Annotated in this window: 19 protein-coding genes and 1 other annotated feature; of the genes, 12 read left to right on the top strand and 7 right to left on the bottom strand. The window is 49.6% G+C overall.

Features of this window, described 5'->3' with window-relative positions:
• Positions 1-2: 2 nt before the first annotated feature.
• The 3 genes from KI362_RS11555 to KI362_RS11545 all read right to left on the bottom strand — a co-directional run bounded on the left by KI362_RS11555 (position 3) and on the right by KI362_RS11545 (position 1274).
• Positions 3-302: a YtpI family protein gene (locus KI362_RS11555; protein ID WP_301627355.1), complete on the bottom strand. Its 300-nt coding sequence runs from the start codon at positions 300-302 to the stop codon at positions 3-5.
• Between the two features lie 136 nt (positions 303-438).
• Complete coding sequence (locus tag KI362_RS11550) at positions 439-948, bottom strand: hypothetical protein (RefSeq protein ID WP_044477709.1); 510 nt, start codon at positions 946-948, stop codon at positions 439-441.
• Positions 945-1274, bottom strand: coding sequence for a YtrH family sporulation protein (locus tag KI362_RS11545; protein ID WP_044477710.1), 330 nt, complete (start codon positions 1272-1274; stop codon positions 945-947). The genes KI362_RS11550 and KI362_RS11545 overlap by 4 nt, the downstream gene beginning before the upstream one ends.
• Before the next feature lie 125 nt (positions 1275-1399).
• Here KI362_RS11545 and KI362_RS11540 point away from each other — a divergent pair, with 125 nt between their 5' ends.
• The 9 genes from KI362_RS11540 to argS all read left to right on the top strand — a co-directional run bounded on the left by KI362_RS11540 (position 1400) and on the right by argS (position 12534).
• Positions 1400-5050 (top strand): DNA polymerase III subunit alpha, encoded by a 3651-nt coding sequence (locus tag KI362_RS11540; protein WP_301627354.1) that lies wholly within the window; start codon positions 1400-1402, stop codon positions 5048-5050.
• A gap of 65 nt (positions 5051-5115) precedes the next feature.
• Positions 5116-5604, top strand: a complete 489-nt coding sequence (locus KI362_RS11535) for a phosphatidylglycerophosphatase A family protein (protein ID WP_044477711.1) — start codon at positions 5116-5118, stop codon at positions 5602-5604.
• 114 nt (positions 5605-5718) lie between these two features.
• Positions 5719-5907, top strand: a complete 189-nt coding sequence (locus KI362_RS11530) for a hypothetical protein (RefSeq protein ID WP_044477712.1) — start codon at positions 5719-5721, stop codon at positions 5905-5907.
• An 80-nt stretch (positions 5908-5987) separates the two neighbouring features.
• Complete coding sequence (gene accD, locus KI362_RS11525; RefSeq protein WP_301627353.1) at positions 5988-6881, top strand: acetyl-CoA carboxylase, carboxyltransferase subunit beta; 894 nt, start codon at positions 5988-5990, stop codon at positions 6879-6881.
• Position 6882: 1 nt separating this feature from the next.
• Positions 6883-7890, top strand: a complete 1008-nt coding sequence (locus KI362_RS11520) for an acetyl-CoA carboxylase carboxyltransferase subunit alpha (RefSeq protein ID WP_301627352.1) — start codon at positions 6883-6885, stop codon at positions 7888-7890.
• Between the two features lie 119 nt (positions 7891-8009).
• Positions 8010-9431: a pyruvate kinase gene (gene pyk / locus KI362_RS11515; RefSeq protein ID WP_301627351.1), complete on the top strand. Its 1422-nt coding sequence runs from the start codon at positions 8010-8012 to the stop codon at positions 9429-9431.
• Positions 9432-9510: 79 nt separating this feature from the next.
• Positions 9511-9927 carry an acyl-CoA thioesterase gene (locus KI362_RS11510; protein WP_301627350.1) on the top strand — a complete coding sequence of 139 codons (417 nt, stop codon included), beginning with the start codon at positions 9511-9513 and terminating at the stop codon, positions 9925-9927.
• Positions 9928-10025: 98 nt separating this feature from the next.
• Positions 10026-10418: an FxsA family protein gene (locus KI362_RS11505; RefSeq protein ID WP_044477717.1), complete on the top strand. Its 393-nt coding sequence runs from the start codon at positions 10026-10028 to the stop codon at positions 10416-10418.
• Positions 10419-10532: 114 nt separating this feature from the next.
• Positions 10533-10759, top strand: a binding site (T-box leader).
• 47 nt (positions 10760-10806) lie between these two features.
• On the top strand, positions 10807-12534 hold the full coding sequence (argS, locus tag KI362_RS11500) for an arginine--tRNA ligase (protein WP_301627349.1): 1728 nt from the start codon (positions 10807-10809) through the stop codon (positions 12532-12534).
• An 18-nt stretch (positions 12535-12552) separates the two neighbouring features.
• On the opposite strand, the gene ytvI is transcribed toward argS, so the two are convergent.
• From ytvI to KI362_RS11485, 3 genes are all read right to left on the bottom strand, one after another.
• Positions 12553-13671, bottom strand: coding sequence for a sporulation integral membrane protein YtvI (gene ytvI, locus KI362_RS11495; RefSeq protein WP_301627348.1), 1119 nt, complete (start codon positions 13669-13671; stop codon positions 12553-12555).
• A 231-nt stretch (positions 13672-13902) separates the two neighbouring features.
• Entirely contained in the window at positions 13903-15159 is a 1257-nt protein-coding gene (locus KI362_RS11490) for a tyrosine-type recombinase/integrase (RefSeq protein WP_301627347.1), read from the bottom strand.
• Between the two features lie 11 nt (positions 15160-15170).
• Positions 15171-15518, bottom strand: a complete 348-nt coding sequence (locus KI362_RS11485) for a helix-turn-helix transcriptional regulator (RefSeq protein ID WP_301627346.1) — start codon at positions 15516-15518, stop codon at positions 15171-15173.
• Positions 15519-15673: 155 nt separating this feature from the next.
• Here KI362_RS11485 and KI362_RS11480 point away from each other — a divergent pair, with 155 nt between their 5' ends.
• From KI362_RS11480 to KI362_RS11470, 3 genes are read left to right on the top strand one after another with little or no spacing between them, the layout of a single operon-like run.
• The gene (locus KI362_RS11480) at positions 15674-15916 is read left to right on the top strand and encodes a helix-turn-helix transcriptional regulator (protein ID WP_301627345.1); all 243 of its coding nucleotides are present in this window, start codon (positions 15674-15676) and stop codon (positions 15914-15916) included.
• Between the two features lie 19 nt (positions 15917-15935).
• The gene (locus tag KI362_RS11475; protein ID WP_301627344.1) at positions 15936-16127 is read left to right on the top strand and encodes a helix-turn-helix domain-containing protein; all 192 of its coding nucleotides are present in this window, start codon (positions 15936-15938) and stop codon (positions 16125-16127) included.
• 12 nt (positions 16128-16139) lie between these two features.
• Positions 16140-16298 (top strand): hypothetical protein, encoded by a 159-nt coding sequence (locus KI362_RS11470; RefSeq protein ID WP_301627343.1) that lies wholly within the window; start codon positions 16140-16142, stop codon positions 16296-16298.
• On the opposite strand, the gene KI362_RS11465 is transcribed toward KI362_RS11470, so the two are convergent.
• A complete protein-coding gene (locus KI362_RS11465; RefSeq protein WP_301627342.1) occupies positions 16295-16477 on the bottom strand; it encodes a hypothetical protein in 183 nt (60 codons plus the stop codon). The genes KI362_RS11470 and KI362_RS11465 overlap by 4 nt on opposite strands.
• Positions 16478-16583: the final 106 nt, after the last annotated feature.

The raw sequence follows: 16583 nt of genomic DNA, 5'->3' as shown, positions 1-16583 counted from the left end.
GATTAATCCGCCCGTTGTCTGGAGATCAGCCCGTAATTGCGGAAGCCGGCAAAAAGGTTGAATGCGCCAAGCACCATGAATAAAGCACCCACAATAACCCGTACCGTGGACCCGCTGAACATGAACATTTGGATCAAGGAAAGCACGATGAGCATGAAGCCCATGCTGATATTCATCTTTGCCTGGGACAAGCCGCGAACCCGCGGGTCCCGGGAACGGCGCGACTTCACGCTGAACACAATGGAGCAGATGCTGGATACAAACAGAATGGCATACAGAACATATAACAGGCTCTCAATCATGATAAAGGCCACCGCTCCTTCGCTTAGAGATTGTTCAAACAGTCAACTTTTGATCACGAATGAGCACTTCATTTTTTTGTTTGGCAGATGTGATCTTTATCATTGTAACATGGATTTCGGATGCCGTCGCGGCCGTTTAGCTCTTGATATAAGGACGGATATCCACCCAGATTTGGAGCACGCCTTCACTGACGAGCATCGTCTTGACCTGAATGCTGTACTCCTTCTCTCGAACCGTGTATACTTTCCGGTTCAGCAGTGTTCGCGCCATCTTGGCATCGGAATCGATCTCGAAGATGCTTCTCCCCCGAAGCACCTCCAGCTCTTCGTGAAGCTGCTGAACCACTTCCTTCACTGCAAGCGCATCCAGCGGAGGATCACGTTCCTCAACCCGAACCTTGATCTCCTTGACTACGGTCGAACGGTTTTGATATTTCTTCAAGGTCTTATTATCCTCTTCTGACTGATAAAGCTGGATTTGCAGATCCTTGTTCTCAAGCCACAATTGATTATAGCTCTGCTGAAATACAAGATTATAAATGATGCTTCCAGCCACCATGCCCAGAACAAACACCGAGAACAGCTGCATAAATCGCCTGAAGCCTCGAAGGGATTCCCGTGAGGACAGCTTGCGCTCTTCGCTCATCCCCGCCCCCCTCCACACATCCATCTTACCAGTTCGGACCCGATATGAGCTCCCATAAAGGCAGAGAGTAAAAACAGGATCTGCTTGATTGCCGGGGAGATATTTCCGTCAAAGAAATTGCTCTCGATCACCCGCATGGGATCGATCGTGCCTCCCACAGCGGCAGCGAGTGCCCAAATCTTGATTCGTCCGGCGATATCCAGCATCGTCTGGGTAGGGGGCTGCAAGGAAACGACGGCTCCAATTCCTCCTATCAAGGCTCCTCCAAGCACGATACCGAACGCAACAAAAAAATCCATAATGGCTTTTGTAAGAAATGTGCTCATTTGTTCATGACGCTCCTCTCCATTTTTTACATCCGCAGCTGTTTGTCTATACCATTCTATGGGCACTTGTCCGCATTCTATGATAGAATAATTTAAAAGGGAACAAATGTTTCTCCCTGGGCAATATGAGGGGGACTTATTACGGTCTGGCGAAAGGTTGGGAAGGCATGAACAGCAATCCATTCGTTCATCTGCATGTACACAGTGAATATAGCTTGCTTGACGGCGCAGCCCGTCTTGAAGAGCTGGTGGAAAAGGCTGCGGGATTAGGCATGAGCTCGCTGGCTCTGACCGACCACGGTGTCATGTATGGAGCCATTCCATTTTATAAATTGTGCAAGGCTAACGGGATCAAGCCGATCATCGGCTGCGAGATGTACTTTACAGCCGGTTCGCGCAAAGAGCGGGGGAGCCGGAAGGATCAGCCAATTCACCACTTGATCTTGTTGGCCAAGAATGAGGAGGGCTACCGGAATCTGATGCGGCTCTGCTCCATTGGGCATCTGGAGGGATTCCATTATAAGCCGCGCATCGACTGGGAGGTGCTGGAGCGGCATCACGAGGGACTTGTCTGTCTCAGCGCTTGCCTGGGCGGCGAGGTGCCGCAGCATCTGCTGCATGGACGGCCCGGCGAGGCCAAGCGCGCCGCTCTCCGGTACAAAGAAGTATTCGGCGAGGATTTCTATCTTGAATTGCAGGATCACAGTATGCCGGAGCAGAAAAAGGTGAACCCGCTGCTTATTGAACTGGCTGCAGAGATCGGGGTACAGCTTGTCGCCACAAATGATGTCCATTATTTGGAGCGGGAAGATGCCAAGATGCAGGATGTGCTTATCTGCATTGGAACGGGAAAGAACATTGAGGATGAAGAGCGGTTCCAGATCGGTACAGAGCAGCTCTATATGAAGAGCGGTGAGCAAATGGCCGCACTCTTCCCTCATGTTCCCGAAGCCATTGCAAATACTGCAGTGATTGCGGACAAGTGTAATCTGGAGCTGGAGTTCGGCCGGCACATCCTGCCTGCCTTTCGGCCGATACCGGAAGGAATGGATGCAGGGACGTATCTTGCGGAGCTATGTCGCCAAGGGCTGGAATCCCGGTACCGAGGGCAGGAGATTTGGGAGAACGAAGACGGCAGGAGAAAATTGCAGGAGCGGCTCGGCTACGAGTTGGGCGTCATTGCCAGCATGGGCTTCTCCGATTATTTCCTTATCGTATGGGATTTTATTGCTTATGCACATTCCAGAGGAATCGCTACCGGGCCCGGCCGGGGCTCCTCCGCAGGCAGCCTGGTGGCTTATGTATTGAAGATAACCGACGTAGATCCAATGAAATACAAGCTGTTGTTCGAGCGCTTCCTGAATCCTGAGCGGGTAACGATGCCGGATATCGATATCGACTTCAGCGATGAGCGCCGGGATGAGGTTATCGCTTACGTCGCCGAGAAATACGGCTCCGAGCATGTCGCGCAGATTATTACCTTTGGAACGATGGCGGCCCGTGCGGCGGTCCGGGATGTCGGGCGGGCGATGAATGTACCTTTTGCCGAGGTGGACAAGGTTGCCAAGCTGATTCCCGGAAATCTGGGGATTACGATCGAGCGGGCATTGGAGATCAGCTCGGATTTGAAGCAGCTGTATGAGACCCAGGTAAGAGTGAAGGGACTGCTCGATATGGCCCGCAAGGTGGAGGGGATGCCCCGGCATGCTTCGACGCATGCTGCGGGCGTCGTAATCTCGCGCGATCCGTTGACCGATGCGGTTCCCCTGCAGGCGGGCAGTGAAGGAACGGCGCTGACTCAGTACTCGATGGAGCATCTGGAGTCGGTCGGCTTGCTGAAGATGGATTTTCTCGGATTAAGAACGTTGTCTATCATCGAGCGCTGCAGCAACTGGATAGCCGAACAGACGGGTCAAGCGCCGGATTTCCGCGAAGTAGCGGATGATGATCCGCTGACGTATGAGATTCTCGGCCATGGCGAGACGACGGGCGTATTCCAGATGGAATCGGCCGGAATCCGGCGGGTGCTTCGGGATCTTAAGCCGACGGTCTTTGAAGATGTGATCTCGGTCGTAGCCTTGTACCGGCCTGGACCGATGGAATTTATTCCGAAGTTCATCTCCGCCAAGCATGGGGAGACGGCAGTGGACTATCCCCATCCTGATCTGGAACCGATTCTGCGGGATACTTACGGAATCATCGTCTATCAGGAGCAAATCATGCAGATCGCTTCCAAGATGGCAGGCTTCTCGCTGGGGGAAGCGGATTTGCTGCGGCGCGCCGTCTCCAAGAAGAAGCGCGAGGTGCTGGATCAGGAGCGCAGCCATTTTGTGGCCGGAAGCGTGAAGCTGGGATACCGCGAAGAGGATGCCCATGCGGTCTACGACATGATTGTCAGATTCGCCAATTACGGCTTCCCTCGCGCCCATGCGGCAGCCTATGGTGTGCTTGCTTTCCAGACGGCTTACCTGAAGGCGCATTACCCTGTGCATTTTATGGCCTCCATGCTGACGGCCGTGATGGGAAGTCACCGCAAGGTGGCTGAATATATTGTCGAATGCCGCAGAATGGGAATTACGGTGCTGCCTCCGGATGTAAATGAGAGCAGTGTTCTGTTCACCCCGCTGGATGGCGTGATCCGGTTTGGCCTGGCCGCCATCAAGAATGTCGGCACCCAGGCGATGGAGAGCATTCTTCAGGAGCGGAAGGAACGGCCCTTCGACAGCTTGCTCGATTTCTGCCGCCGCGTGGATCTTCGCGTCTGCAATAAGCGGGTGATTGAGTCGTTGATTCAGGGGGGAGCGTTCGATGCGCTCCCGGGACACCGGGCTCAACTGCTCGCGATGCTTGATGAGACGGTGGAGGCGGCTGTAAAGTGGCGGAAGGAACGTGAAGATCTGCAGATCCAGCTGTTTGATTTTGTGGAGACGCCCCATTGGGAGATCGACTACCCGGAGGTTCAGCGCTTGTCGAGTGCGGAACAGCTGGAATTGGAGCGGGAGCTGCTCGGCCTGTATCTCTCGGGGCATCCTCTGGATGATTACGAGCAGGCGCTGGAGCAGGAAGGCGTTGACAAGCTGATGGAGCTGGAGGAGGCGCCGGACGAGAAGAAGACGGTGGTCGCCGGTATGGTCGTCTCGATCAAGGCGATTACGACCAAGCAGGGCAAGGCGATGGCCTTCATGGAGCTGGAGGACCAGATCGAGCGCTGCGAGGTCGTGCTCTTCCCTGAGGTGTGGCGGCGTTCTTCGCGCCACATCAGCAAGGGGGCTCTGCTTGCGCTCCGCGCCACCGTCCAGCAGCAGGACGAAGGCTTCAAGCTGCTGGCCGATGAGGTGGCGCCGCTAAGCGCGCAGAGCCTGCAGGAGCTGCGGCGCGGCCTCGCCAGAGGCGGGCGCGCCGCAGCGGATGGGCGTGCGGGGCGCACAGCACCCGCACGCAAGAGCCCTGCTGCGCCGCCGTCCGGCGCAGCGCAGCAGGCACCGCCTTCGGGCGCCGCCGCCGCGGACAAACCGGCGGCGCCCGAAGGCGAGCCGAAGACGCCTGCAGGGCAGCGCGTCTTCGTGAAGATCACGGCGGCGGCGGAGAACGCCCGCCTGCTGGAGCAGCTTAAGGCGCTGCTCGAACAGCACAACGGTCCTGTGCCGACCGTGCTGTTCTACGAGCGGACAGGCAAGCTGCTCGAGTTAAGCGAACGCTACCGCATCCGTCCATCGCCGGAGCTGTTTCGCGAGATGGAGACCGTGCTCGGTCCAAATACGGTGCGCATAAGATAGAATTTCAGAGCACATTTCGGCATCCCTCCGCATACACTTAGGAACACGAACGGAGGGATGCTTCTATGTCATATCAGCTTGCAGAGAGTTGGTTGCTGCGCCGTGGAATTACCCTGGAGCAGATTGCGGATATCGTCTATGATCTGCAGCTTCCATATCATGAAGGACTACAGCCGGAGGCTTGTCTGGAGAGTGTCAAGGCCGTTTTGCAAAAACGGGAGGTACAGTATACGCTGTTCACGGGCGTCGCCCTGGACGAGTTGGCGGAGCAGAATCTGTTGCCGGAACCGCTGCAGTCTATTCTAAATGCCGATGAAGCACTGTACGGGGTGGATGAGACGATGGCCCTCGGCATCACAAGCGTATTCGGCATGATCGGTCTGACCAGCTTCGGCTATCTGGACAAGGTAAAGCCGAAGGTGATCGGTACGCTGAATAACACGCAGGGACATATCCATGTCTTCCTTGATGATCTGGTCGCCGGACTGGCAGCAGCCGCTTCGGCAAGAATCGCGCATAAAGACGACAACGCTGCGACATATTTTGCAAATTAATCCAGTCCCTTACTCACAGGCACCATGCGCTCTTTGTTGCGGTAATTTTGACAATTGTGTTATCATTACTCTATTATTGGGCTCAACAATATTGTAGGGGGCTTGGAAGAGGACATGTGGACTGTAATGTACATTGCGCCTACCGCGAAGATTGCGGACATGATCAAGACGAGACTCACCGAAGAAGGCTTTCTTGTCCAAACCCGTCCTGTCAATTTATCCAAACAGCAGTTTGAGATTCTTGTACCGTCAGGTGAACTCGAAGAGGTTCAGGAAGTGCTTAATAACATATTGCATCCATAAGAGGCAAGGAAATCATGAAGACACGGTTTCCTTGTCTTGCTGCGATGTGGCGAAATATGGAATGCTGAAGAGGTGGAGTTGTGTTTAAAGACTTGTTCCAGAAGAAAAGAAAATACGCGACCATTCCTTCAGAACGATTGGGAAGCGATCCGCTGCCGGCGGAAGGAGACCGCCCCAAGCGGGAGATCCCGGAAGGTCTGATGAACAAATGCAGCCGCTGCGGCAGCATTCAATACAGTAAAGAGCTGGAGAAGAACCTGAAAGTTTGCTCCTCCTGCGGACATCATATGCGGCTGAATGCGATAGAGCGAATCCGGATGACGGTCGATGAGGGCAGCTTCATTGAGTATGATGAGGATCTTGTATCTGTGGATCCGCTGAGCTTTCCTGGCTATGCCAGCAAGCTGGAGCAGCAGAAGATGAAATCGGGCCTGCGGGAAGCTGTAGTGACCGGCGAAGGACTTGTTGGCGGCTTTCCGGCAGTGATGGCGGTGATGAGCTTTGACTTTTTCTCCGGAAGCATGGGTTCCGTGGTTGGAGAGAAAATCACCCGCGCTATCGAAGCAGCTACAGAGAAGCGCCTGCCGCTTGTCATCTTCTCGACCTCGGGGGGCGCACGCATGCAGGAGAGCATCCTAAGTCTCATGCAGATGGCGAAGACGAGCGCCGCGCTTGCACGGCTGGACGAGCAGGGAGGCTTGTTTATCTCGGTCATTACCGATCCGACGACCGGAGGGGTATCGGCCAGCTTTGCCATGCTCGGCGATATTATTATGGCTGAACCGGGAGCCGTATTCGGGTTCGCCGGACGGATTGTCATTGAGCAGACGATTCGCCAGAAGCTGCCGGATGATTTTCAGACAGCAGAATTCAATCTTCAGCACGGGCAACTGGATATGGTCGTTCATCGGAAAGAGATGAGGGCAACCTTGTCCAAGCTGCTGGAGATGCATTCTCCGAAAGGAGGAGTGTAGAATGGCCGTGGAAATGCCTTTTGAAGCGCCTCTCGCTCAATTAAGGGAGAAGATTCGGGAACTGGAGCAGTTTGGTCAAGAGAAGGGAATTGACTTCAGCGAGGAAATTGCTCGCCTGGAAGAGAGATACAAGGAGCTGGAGGAGGAAATCTACAGCAATATCTCCCCTTCCCAAAAAATGCATCTGGCCCGCCACCATCAGCGCCCGACATCCCTGGATCTGATCGGGCTGATCTTTGAGGATTATATGGAGCTCCATGGAGACCGCCTGTTCGGAGATGATCTTGCTGTGGTCGGAGGCCTTGCTAAATTGGACGGTGTTCCGGTTACTGTGCTTGGGCAGCAGCGGGGGAAGGATACGAAGGATAATATCGCCCGCTTCTTCGGCAGCGCCCATCCTGAGGGCTTCCGCAAGGCGCTCAGATTAATGCGCCAGGCGGACAAGTTTGGACGCCCGATCATTACGTTTATCGATACCAAAGGCGCTTATCCGGGCATTACTGCGGAGGAGAGAGGGCAGTCGGAAGCGATCGCCCGCAATCTGCTGGAAATGGCTAAACTTCGCGTGCCCGTAATCTGTGTGGTCATCGGGGAAGGCGGTAGCGGCGGCGCGCTTGCTCTCGGAGTCGGCAATCGGGTTCTGATGCTGGAGAATGCGATTTATTCGGTAATCTCTCCGAATGGTGCGGCATCTATTCTCTGGAAGGATGCATCCAAGGCTGACCAGGCTGCCGAAGCGATGAAAATTACAGCACAGGATCTGCTCGAAATGGAAGTGATCGAGGAAATTGTACCTGAGCCAAAGGGCGGGGCTCATCGAGATTACGAGGAAGCAGCGGCAGCTATCAAGGAGCGCCTGCTGCGTCACTTGGAGGAGCTGTCTGCGCTTCATCCGGATGAGCTTGTAGAGGACCGCTACCGGAAGTTCCGTAAGATCGGCGAATTTGAAGAGCAAAGAAAAACGGCTGAAATGCCGATAATAGATACTGTAACGGCAAGCAATGACTAATATACGGCAAAGACTGTTACAATATGAGAAACTTCCTATACAAATGTAGGTTTTTGTAGTAAATTTAGTTGTTGGAAAAGATGTTATAGAGAGAAAAATTTAATACGGAGGAAACCCAAATGCGCAAAACAAAAATCGTATGTACTATCGGTCCTTCTAGTGAATCGTTAGAGAACATCAAGAAGCTGATTATGGCCGGAATGAACGTCGCTCGCCTTAACTTCTCCCACGGAGATTATGAGGAGCATGGCGGCCGGATCAAGACGATCCGCCAGGCGAGTGCTGAGCTGGGGAAATCAATCGCCATACTGTTGGACACAAAAGGTCCTGAAATCCGCACAGGCAAGCTGAAAGAAGAGCCGATCGAGCTTGAGCAAGACGAACTTATCACTTTGACTACTGAAGAGATTCTTGGTGACAAAGACCGTATCTCCATTACCTATTCGGATCTCCCGAATGATGTTGAAGTAGGTTCGACAATCCTGATCGACGACGGTCTGATCGGTCTGACTGTTCTGGATATTCAAGGAACCGAAATCAAGTGCCGTATCGTAAACGGCGGTACGATCAAGAGTAAAAAAGGCGTAAATGTACCCGGCGTTAACATTTCCCTGCCAGGCATCACCGAGAAAGATGCTAACGATATCAAGTTTGGGATCGAACAAGGCGTCGATTTTATTGCCGCTTCCTTCGTTCGTAAAGCTAGCGATGTACTTGAAATTCGTGAACTTCTTGAGAAGAACAACGCCACTCACATTCACATCATCTCCAAAATTGAGAACCAGCAGGGTGTAGACAACCTGGATGAAATCCTGGAGGTTTCCGATGGCCTTATGGTTGCTCGCGGCGACCTTGGCGTTGAAATTCCTGCTGAAGATGTGCCGTTGGCCCAAAAACGCATGATCGAGAAATGTAACCGTGTCGGCAAGCCAGTTATCACGGCTACGCAGATGCTCGACTCGATGCAACGCAACCCGCGTCCTACACGCGCTGAGGCGAGTGACGTGGCTAATGCGATCTTTGACGGAACGGATGCGATCATGCTGTCCGGCGAGACGGCTGCAGGGAAATACCCTGTTGAATCCGTTCTGACGATGTCCCGTATTGCCGAGAAGGCGGAATCTGCACTGGAATACCGCGAGATTTTCATTAAGCAAAGCAATGCGCAACAAACAACTGTAACCGAAGCGATCAGCCAATCCGTAGCTAATTCGGCACTGGAATTGAACGCGAAGGCAATCATTTCTTCGACGGAAACCGGCTATACTGCCCGTATGGTATCGAAGTATCGTCCGAAGGCGCCGATTATTGCGGTTACTACCGAAGAATCAACCATGCGCCGTCTTGCACTGAACTGGGGTGTTACTCCGGTTAAGGGTCAGATCGCAACCTCTACGGACGAAATGTTCGATTATGCAATGAAGGGCGGATTGGATTCCGGCCTGGTTAAAGAAGGAGATCTGGTTGTCATTACAGCTGGTATTCCGCTTGGACGTTCCGGTTCGACCAACCTGGTTAAGATCGGTCAAATCCGTAAATAATTGCTGCTATTACAATCAAAGCAATGGGAAGCCTGGCAACAGGCTATCCCGTTGCTTTTTTATAGGGAGGTGTAGCGTGATGTATATTAGTGAGCTTGCGATTAAACCGAAGTATTTTGAGTTTGATATGATGGGGATTATATACCATGCTCACTATCTGGGCTGGTTTGAGGCTGGGCGAACGAAGCTGATCGAGGACTTGGGATTGAATTATATTCACATGGAACAGGCCGGATACATATCCCCGGTGCAGGAGATGAAGGTGGAATACAGAAAAGGAATCCGCTATGGGGATGAGGTGCTTCTTCGCACCTGGATCAAGGAGAATGGCGGCGTGAAGACTGTGTACAGCTATGAAGTGCTGAATGGACAGGGCGAGTTGTGTGTAAAAGGAACCTCTGTCCATTATGTGGTCAGACGCGAGGATTTCAAGCCTGTTCAATTCAAAAAGATATTTCCCGACTGGTATGCCAGATTTGCGGAGGCCAGTGAGTAAATTTTGATTATCGGGAATCAACAAGGTACAATACTCCTTAAGGCGATATTCAGTGCCGAAACTTGAATGCATGCAAGATGCTGGAAAAGGAGTTAACTATGCGGAAATGGATAGCCTTGCTGATCGTTATTGTTCCGGTCGTTGAGTTTTGGGGATACGCATTCGTTGCGGACAGACTCGGACTTGGGAAGACGATCTTTCTGACGTTGGCTACCTCGGTCATTGGCGGTTTGATGATGCAGTTTGAAGGAAGAAAGGTAATGGCCGACGCGAAATCGCAGATTAACGGCGGTCAGGTTCCCGGTAAAATGGCTATTGACGGGATGTGCGTCTTTGCCGGCGGGATCATGCTGTTGCTTCCGGGATTTGTAACGGATGTGCTCGGATTTATTCTGGTATTTCCATTAACACGTCCGCTCTGCCGCGCACTGCTGATGAAATGGATCGGGAAGAAGCTGAAGGATGGTACGATTACCTTTTATCGTCGTTGACTTATTGATCATCATCGTTTATAAATATAAACACGTGAATTTTCATAATCTAAGTTCAAAAAGTCAGCTGAATTACTTCGTGATCAAAAAATGACTTTTTGAAAACCTCTATAAGCAATATCGAGGAACGGGACAGTAGCTGATCTATAGTCTATTCAAGCGAGCCGGGAGGGTGGAAGCCGGTATAGACTGGGTAAGCGAAACGGGCCCGGGAGATGGTTTACCGAACGAATCCCTCAAGTAGGTAAATCCGGCACTGGCCGTTATCCAGCAGAGTGACCGGAGCGGTTGTCCGGTACTTAGAGTGGCACCGCGGGAACTTCAAGTCTCTCGTCTCTTTTTAGAGGCGAGGGCTTTTTTTTATTTTATGGAGAGGGTGAAAATATGAATGAAAAAGCTGCAAAGGGCTGTGGCTGACAAACTGCATGATTGGCTTGAAGGAATCGAGGCGGAAGAACTACTGAAGCTGATGGAAGTTCCCTCAGATGCTTCAAAGGGGGATCTCTCGCTGCCTTGCTTCAAGCTAAGCAAGAAGCTGCGCAAGGCTCCTCAGGAGCTTGCCGATCAACTGGCAAATGCAATCAATGGTTCTCTGGATTCGCAATCGGGAATCGCCCATGCTGAATCTTTGTCGGGTTACCTGAACATTTACTTGGATCCCAAGGTGATCACACCGGGTATTTTGCGGGATATATTGGAGGCTGGCGAAGGATACGGCTCCCATCAGGAGGGGAGCGGGAAGACGATCGTTGTTGACTTCTCTTCTCCTAACGTAGCAAAACCGTTTCATGTTGGACATTTGCGTTCAACAGTAATTGGCGGTGCGCTCGTCCGCATTTTCAAATTCATGGGTTATGAGTGCATCGGCATTAATCATCTGGGGGACTGGGGGACCCAATTCGGCAAGCTTGCTGTCGCCTATCGTCTGTGGGGAGATCCGGGAAGGCTTGAGCAGGGGGCTATTGACGAGTTGCTTAGCCTGTATGTCAGATTCCATGAAGAAGCAGAGCGCCGTCCTGAACTGGAAGCTGAGGCGAGAGCGGTCTTTGCCCGAATGGAGCAGGGAGATGCAGAGATGCTGGAGCAATGGAAGTGGTTCGTTGAGCTCAGCCTGTCTGAATTCAACCGGATTTATGAGCTGATGGGGATCTCGTTCGATCATATTACGGGAGAGAGCTTCTACAATGACAAGATGGACCGGGTCATTACCGAGCTGCAGGAGCGGGGACTTCTGGAAGAGGATCAGGGGGCGATGCTCGTCCGGTTGGATGATTACAATATGTCTCCGGCATTAATGCTGAAGCAAGACGGCAGCTCGCTCTACCACACGCGTGATGTCGCAGCGGCTTTATATCGTAAGGATACGTATCATTTTCATCAAGCGGTATATGTAACGGATTATTCGCAAAGCCTGCATTTCCGCCAATGGTTCAAGGTTGTGGAGCTTATGGGTTATCCGTGGGCAGATCAACTGGTGCATGTTCCGTTTGGCCGCGTCAGTCTGGAGGGGACAGGCTTTTCTACACGTAAAGGGAATATTGTGAAGCTGGAGGATCTGCTTCAGCAGACAATTGCCAAGGTACGGGAAATTATTGAGGAAAAGAATCCGGAGCTGGAGTGCAAGGATGAGGTGGCAAGACAAGTCGGAGTAGGGGCAGTGATCTTTAACGATCTTAGCTCGAACCGGATTAAGGATATTGTATTTAATTGGGAGCAGGCGCTTAGCTTTGAAGGCGAGACAGGGCCATATGTGCAGTACACATACGCACGCATCTGCAGTCTGCTTCGAAAGGGGAGAGAGGTATCGGAGATCTTCTCTCAAAGCAACTCGATTGAAGAGCTCCACTTGCCCGATTCGGAGGAATATGCCCTGGTGAAGCAGCTATCTCTGTTTCCTCAATCGGTAGAGTCGGCTGCAGCAAAAATGGAGCCTTCAATCCTATCTCGTTACCTTGTAGATACTGCGCAAGCCTTTAACCGGTTCTACCATCATTGTCCGGTCATGGATGCTGAGCGGAAGCTGCGCGATTCGAGACTGCTTCTGACGGAAGGCGTGCGTATTACCCTGAATAACGGCCTGAAGCTGATCGGGCTTGAAGCGCCTGAACGAATGTAATCTCCGCTGTTGTCCTGTTTAACGCAGCTTGCCTTCCATAATATAATTTCGAAGATCGCGCAGGAGGCCGGCACGACTCATCGCGCCAAGCAGGATCAGGGCTGCCGGTCCTGCGACCAGGCCGAGGAAGCCGAACAGCTTCAAGCCGATAAACATGGAGATCATGGTCGGCAGCGGATCCAGTCCAACGCTGCTGGCCAGAATCTTCGGTTCAATGATCTGCCTTGCGATAATGATGACTCCGTACAACACGGCAAGACCGATGGCGAGGGAGGTGTCTCCTGTCATGAAGCAGTAAAGCAACCAGGGCAGCATGATCGTTCCTACGCCCAGGTAGGGGAGCAGATCGACGAATCCGATCAGGATGGCGTAAGTAAAAGCGGAATTGACGCCGAGCAGGAGCAGTCCGATCAGGACGATGAAGGCGGTCACGGATATGAGCACCAATTGCGCTTGGAAATAACCGGACAGGGCTTGCTGGAGATCCAGCCATACCTCGCGAAAGCTTTTTCGAAACCGTTCCGGAATCGCTTTTGCAAGCCAGATCATATTTCTGGTCCACTGATTACTGATGAAGAAGGCTGCGGTTAAAATAACAACGAGCAGAATGCCCATGCTGGGCAGCGAGGTCAGCAATTGCAGGATCCCGCCCAGCAATCCATTCAGAAGCCGGGTGATTGCCGATCCGACCGACTGAGCGGTTTGATCGATATTATTATGAATTGTCGTCTCATATCCGGGGTTGTTCACAATAAATCGGTTGATCTCATTGATAATGTTATGAATGCCTTCGCTCTGCGTCCAATCCACGAACCAACTCTTCCACCGCATAAGATGTCCATCGAGCGATTCGGCGAGGATGAGCAATTCCTTGACCATTCGGGTAACCGCAGCTGCAAGAACGATTCCTCCGCTTACGGCATAAATCAAAAGCGCCCCTGTAACGGCCAGCCAACGGGGAAATCTGAGAGATATCTGCAGCCATCGGACCAGCGGATTAATCAGATAAGCAATCAGCCAAGCAATCAGAAATGGATAAAGGATAGGGAGCAGCCAGATAAATCCGCCAACGAGAAGAATGATACATAAAGTAACCCAAGTGCCGCGCAGGATGCGCTTTGACATGATGTGATCCATCGTATTTCATCTCCTTCCGTTTGTTGGTGGGGACGGGCTCCTGTTCACATTTTATTTTCTTTATAAGTTATATATTCCGAAACAAATTTTATGTCGAAATGTGACATTGATCATTGCGCTGAGAAAGCGATTACAAAATTTATTTATCTAGGTGATAAAAATAAAAGCGGAAAAAACCGCTTTACATCAATGGTTGTGATAATGTTCAACCCACAAATTACCCACAAATCATTATTTTATGCCATCCATAAGCATGTCTAACTTTTCCACCGCAGAGCGTTTTTTAGGATTCGTAACGTGGAGATATATTAACTTTGTTGTATTGTCATTCTTGTGACCAAGCAAATGTTGGATTGCAGCGAGTTCAACCCCTGCTTCAGCCATTAATGATGTGTAGGTGTGCCGGAGAGAGTGCGGGGTAAGATTCAAAGGCAATTCTGATTTTTCCAAAACTTTTTTGAGATAGTCTCTCGCTTCTCTGTCTCTCATGGGATATCCCATCAACCATTTTTCATTAAAAAATAAAAAACCTTCATCAAACAAAAACATTTTCCTATGCTGCATTTTATATTCGTTCTTCCAGTTCATTTGTTCTTTGATAACGTTTATTACTCTTTGACTCACATCAATTTTCCTAATAGATGATGTGTTTTTCGGTGGAGTCAACTTAAAATCCTCAGTCTTACCCTTGATATATAATGTTTTAGTAATCGATATAACTTTATTTACTTCATCAATATCGGTGTTCTTCAAAGCCAGCAATTCGCCTATTCTCATCCCAGTATATGCAAGAATGAATAATATCCTGTGACATTGTATGGTATAAGGTTCTGATCTATCCATTTCAGATGATACAGAGAATAACTTTGCCAGTTGCTCTTTTTCTAAATATTTTGGCAATTCCCCACCGCTAGATTCGATTTCTTCAACGGTTTGTTCAAATTTAGGTATCTGAGCAAATTGAGTTATGTCTTTTTTTATGTACTCTAACTCAAGGGCCTTGCTAAAAATCATTCCCATGACTGTGTGATAGGTTCTAATCGAACTTTTTGAATATGGAGTTGGTTTTTTTTCGCCCTTTTTGAAATATCCCACATCGCGCATCTTGTTTAGTTGCTCCTGGTACTTGAAGCTCGTCAACTCCTGTAATCTCAGCCCTCCAATCGTCTTCTTTATCAAGTTAACAGTGCTCTTCCTTAAGTTCTTAGAGTTTCCCTTGTTGCCAGTTGCCTGATACATTTTCAACCATTCACTTGCAAATTCGCCAACAGTTTTTTTGTCTTTGTCAATATATGTACCTTTTAATATTTCGGACTTAATAATAATCCCACTATTTTCGGCATCTTTCTCAGTTAAATGAGGCCCGTCCTCTTTTTGAATGCGATCACCGGTGGCCGGGTCCTTAATGCTATATCTGTAGTAGTATTCACCATCTATTATGCATACATTTTTTGTTTTGGTCTTCTTTCTTTCACCTTTCTTTGGCATGCGTTATCACCCTACTCAGATTTATTTATAGATCGTTCCATCAATTGTTTAAACAGTTCTACATCTTCATCATTTAGATTTTTAATCAAGTCAATAGTCTGTTTTTTAACATCACTTATTAAACTTTTAGAGTTTGCTTTGATCTTATCCAGGTCTTCGTTAAAAAGGAGATCGTCAATATCAACGTTTAAAACGCTAGCAATTTGTTCAACCTTCCCCATCCGCGGTTCGTTTCTGCCATTCTCCCAATATCCTATAGTTACACCGGACACGCCGACCCTTTCTCCTAACTCCTCTTTCGTCATTTCCCTCCACTCTCGTATTCTCTTTAGATTTTCCGCAAAACGAATAGTTTTCAATTCAATTCCCCTTTCTTTTATACAACCGATATTAACATACACTTAGGTATTATTCCACTTTTTTTCTAACTTATACTTAATTTTTTGCGTTTATGCGTTGACATCTAACTTTATGTTAGGTATATTTGAGGTGCGGGAAGGAGGTGATAATACCTATGGACAAGCAAAGAGCAAAAACACATCGCCGCAGAACATTGCGAGAATGGCGGGCGTTCCGAAGACTAAGCAAGACCGCGATATCTTCTAGAATGGGCGTGCATATTAGTACCTATACTAATATTGAAGAACATCCTTGGGAGATAAAAATGAAGTATGCGATAAAATTAGCCGAGATATTCGAGTGTGAAGTTCATGACATTATTTTTTTTGAACAAGAATCTAACTTAAAGTTAGGATAATTATTTTGGAGGGATTAAAGTGGATGAATTGCCGCCCATTGTGTCAGTTGATGATGTTGCCGAATACTTCAAAGTTAGTAGATCAACCGTTTTTAAGGCAATGAAATCCGGGAAATTGAAAAGCTATAAATTTGGAAGACAAAGAAGGATTAAACGTGAATGGGTCATGGAATTTGAATATTCACTGATAAACCCTGATTTAACCACTTAGGAGGTGAGAAAAATGGATACGGAAAAGTACACGGAGTTAATGAACAAATTGATTAATCATATGTTGAAACGCCTTGAAGAGTGTGAGCCTGAACAGGTTGTTGAATATGTTTATGCGATCGTCAACCTCGCTGATAACATTCACGCTTTGGGCAGAAAGCTAAATGTTTAAACTTGGTCCTTTAGTATTCGATCATAAATGCCATTAAAAATGGTTGCTACTATCTCAGCATTTATCGCGGCATGTTCGCTCAAGGTATTGCCGCCGTATTCTTCGGTATCATATTTAAAATTTTCCAATGTTTTAAGCGTGAGTTGCACAACAACTTCATTTTTAGAAATCTTGCTCACCCCCTCTCGGAGGAGTTCAGGCTCACAAATTCTAAACATTCGACGGGGAGGAGAAAAATCCTATTAGAAATGAGCATAGCAATCCTGATAAATCCACTTAGGAGGT

This window comes from Paenibacillus apis, from assembly GCF_018333295.1.
Taxonomy (GTDB): Bacteria; Bacillota; Bacilli; order Paenibacillales; family Paenibacillaceae; genus Fontibacillus; species Fontibacillus antibioticophila.
The sequence above is the reverse complement of the archived record's forward strand: the minus strand, read 5'-3'. Positions and strand labels throughout refer to the sequence as shown.

Bases quoted from the DNA above. Each gene is read 5' to 3' on its own strand.
- KI362_RS11555 (WP_301627355.1), bottom strand. From the start codon at position 302: ATGATTGAGAGCCTGTTATATGTTCTGTATGCCATTCTGTTTGTATCC.
- KI362_RS11550 (WP_044477709.1), bottom strand. From the start codon at position 948: ATGAGCGAAGAGCGCAAGCTGTCCTCACGGGAATCCCTTCGAGGCTTC.
- KI362_RS11545 (WP_044477710.1), bottom strand. From the start codon at position 1,274: ATGAGCACATTTCTTACAAAAGCCATTATGGATTTTTTTGTTGCGTTC.
- KI362_RS11540 (WP_301627354.1), top strand. From the start codon at position 1,400: ATGAGGGGGACTTATTACGGTCTGGCGAAAGGTTGGGAAGGCATGAAC.
- KI362_RS11535 (WP_044477711.1), top strand. From the start codon at position 5,116: ATGTCATATCAGCTTGCAGAGAGTTGGTTGCTGCGCCGTGGAATTACC.
- KI362_RS11530 (WP_044477712.1), top strand. From the start codon at position 5,719: ATGTGGACTGTAATGTACATTGCGCCTACCGCGAAGATTGCGGACATG.
- KI362_RS11520 (WP_301627352.1), top strand. From the start codon at position 6,883: ATGGCCGTGGAAATGCCTTTTGAAGCGCCTCTCGCTCAATTAAGGGAG.
- pyk (WP_301627351.1), top strand. From the start codon at position 8,010: ATGCGCAAAACAAAAATCGTATGTACTATCGGTCCTTCTAGTGAATCG.
- KI362_RS11510 (WP_301627350.1), top strand. From the start codon at position 9,511: ATGTATATTAGTGAGCTTGCGATTAAACCGAAGTATTTTGAGTTTGAT.
- KI362_RS11505 (WP_044477717.1), top strand. From the start codon at position 10,026: ATGCGGAAATGGATAGCCTTGCTGATCGTTATTGTTCCGGTCGTTGAG.
- argS (WP_301627349.1), top strand. From the start codon at position 10,807: ATGAAAAAGCTGCAAAGGGCTGTGGCTGACAAACTGCATGATTGGCTT.
- ytvI (WP_301627348.1), bottom strand. From the start codon at position 13,671: ATGGATCACATCATGTCAAAGCGCATCCTGCGCGGCACTTGGGTTACT.
- KI362_RS11490 (WP_301627347.1), bottom strand. From the start codon at position 15,159: ATGCCAAAGAAAGGTGAAAGAAAGAAGACCAAAACAAAAAATGTATGC.
- KI362_RS11480 (WP_301627345.1), top strand. From the start codon at position 15,674: ATGGACAAGCAAAGAGCAAAAACACATCGCCGCAGAACATTGCGAGAA.
- KI362_RS11470 (WP_301627343.1), top strand. From the start codon at position 16,140: ATGGATACGGAAAAGTACACGGAGTTAATGAACAAATTGATTAATCAT.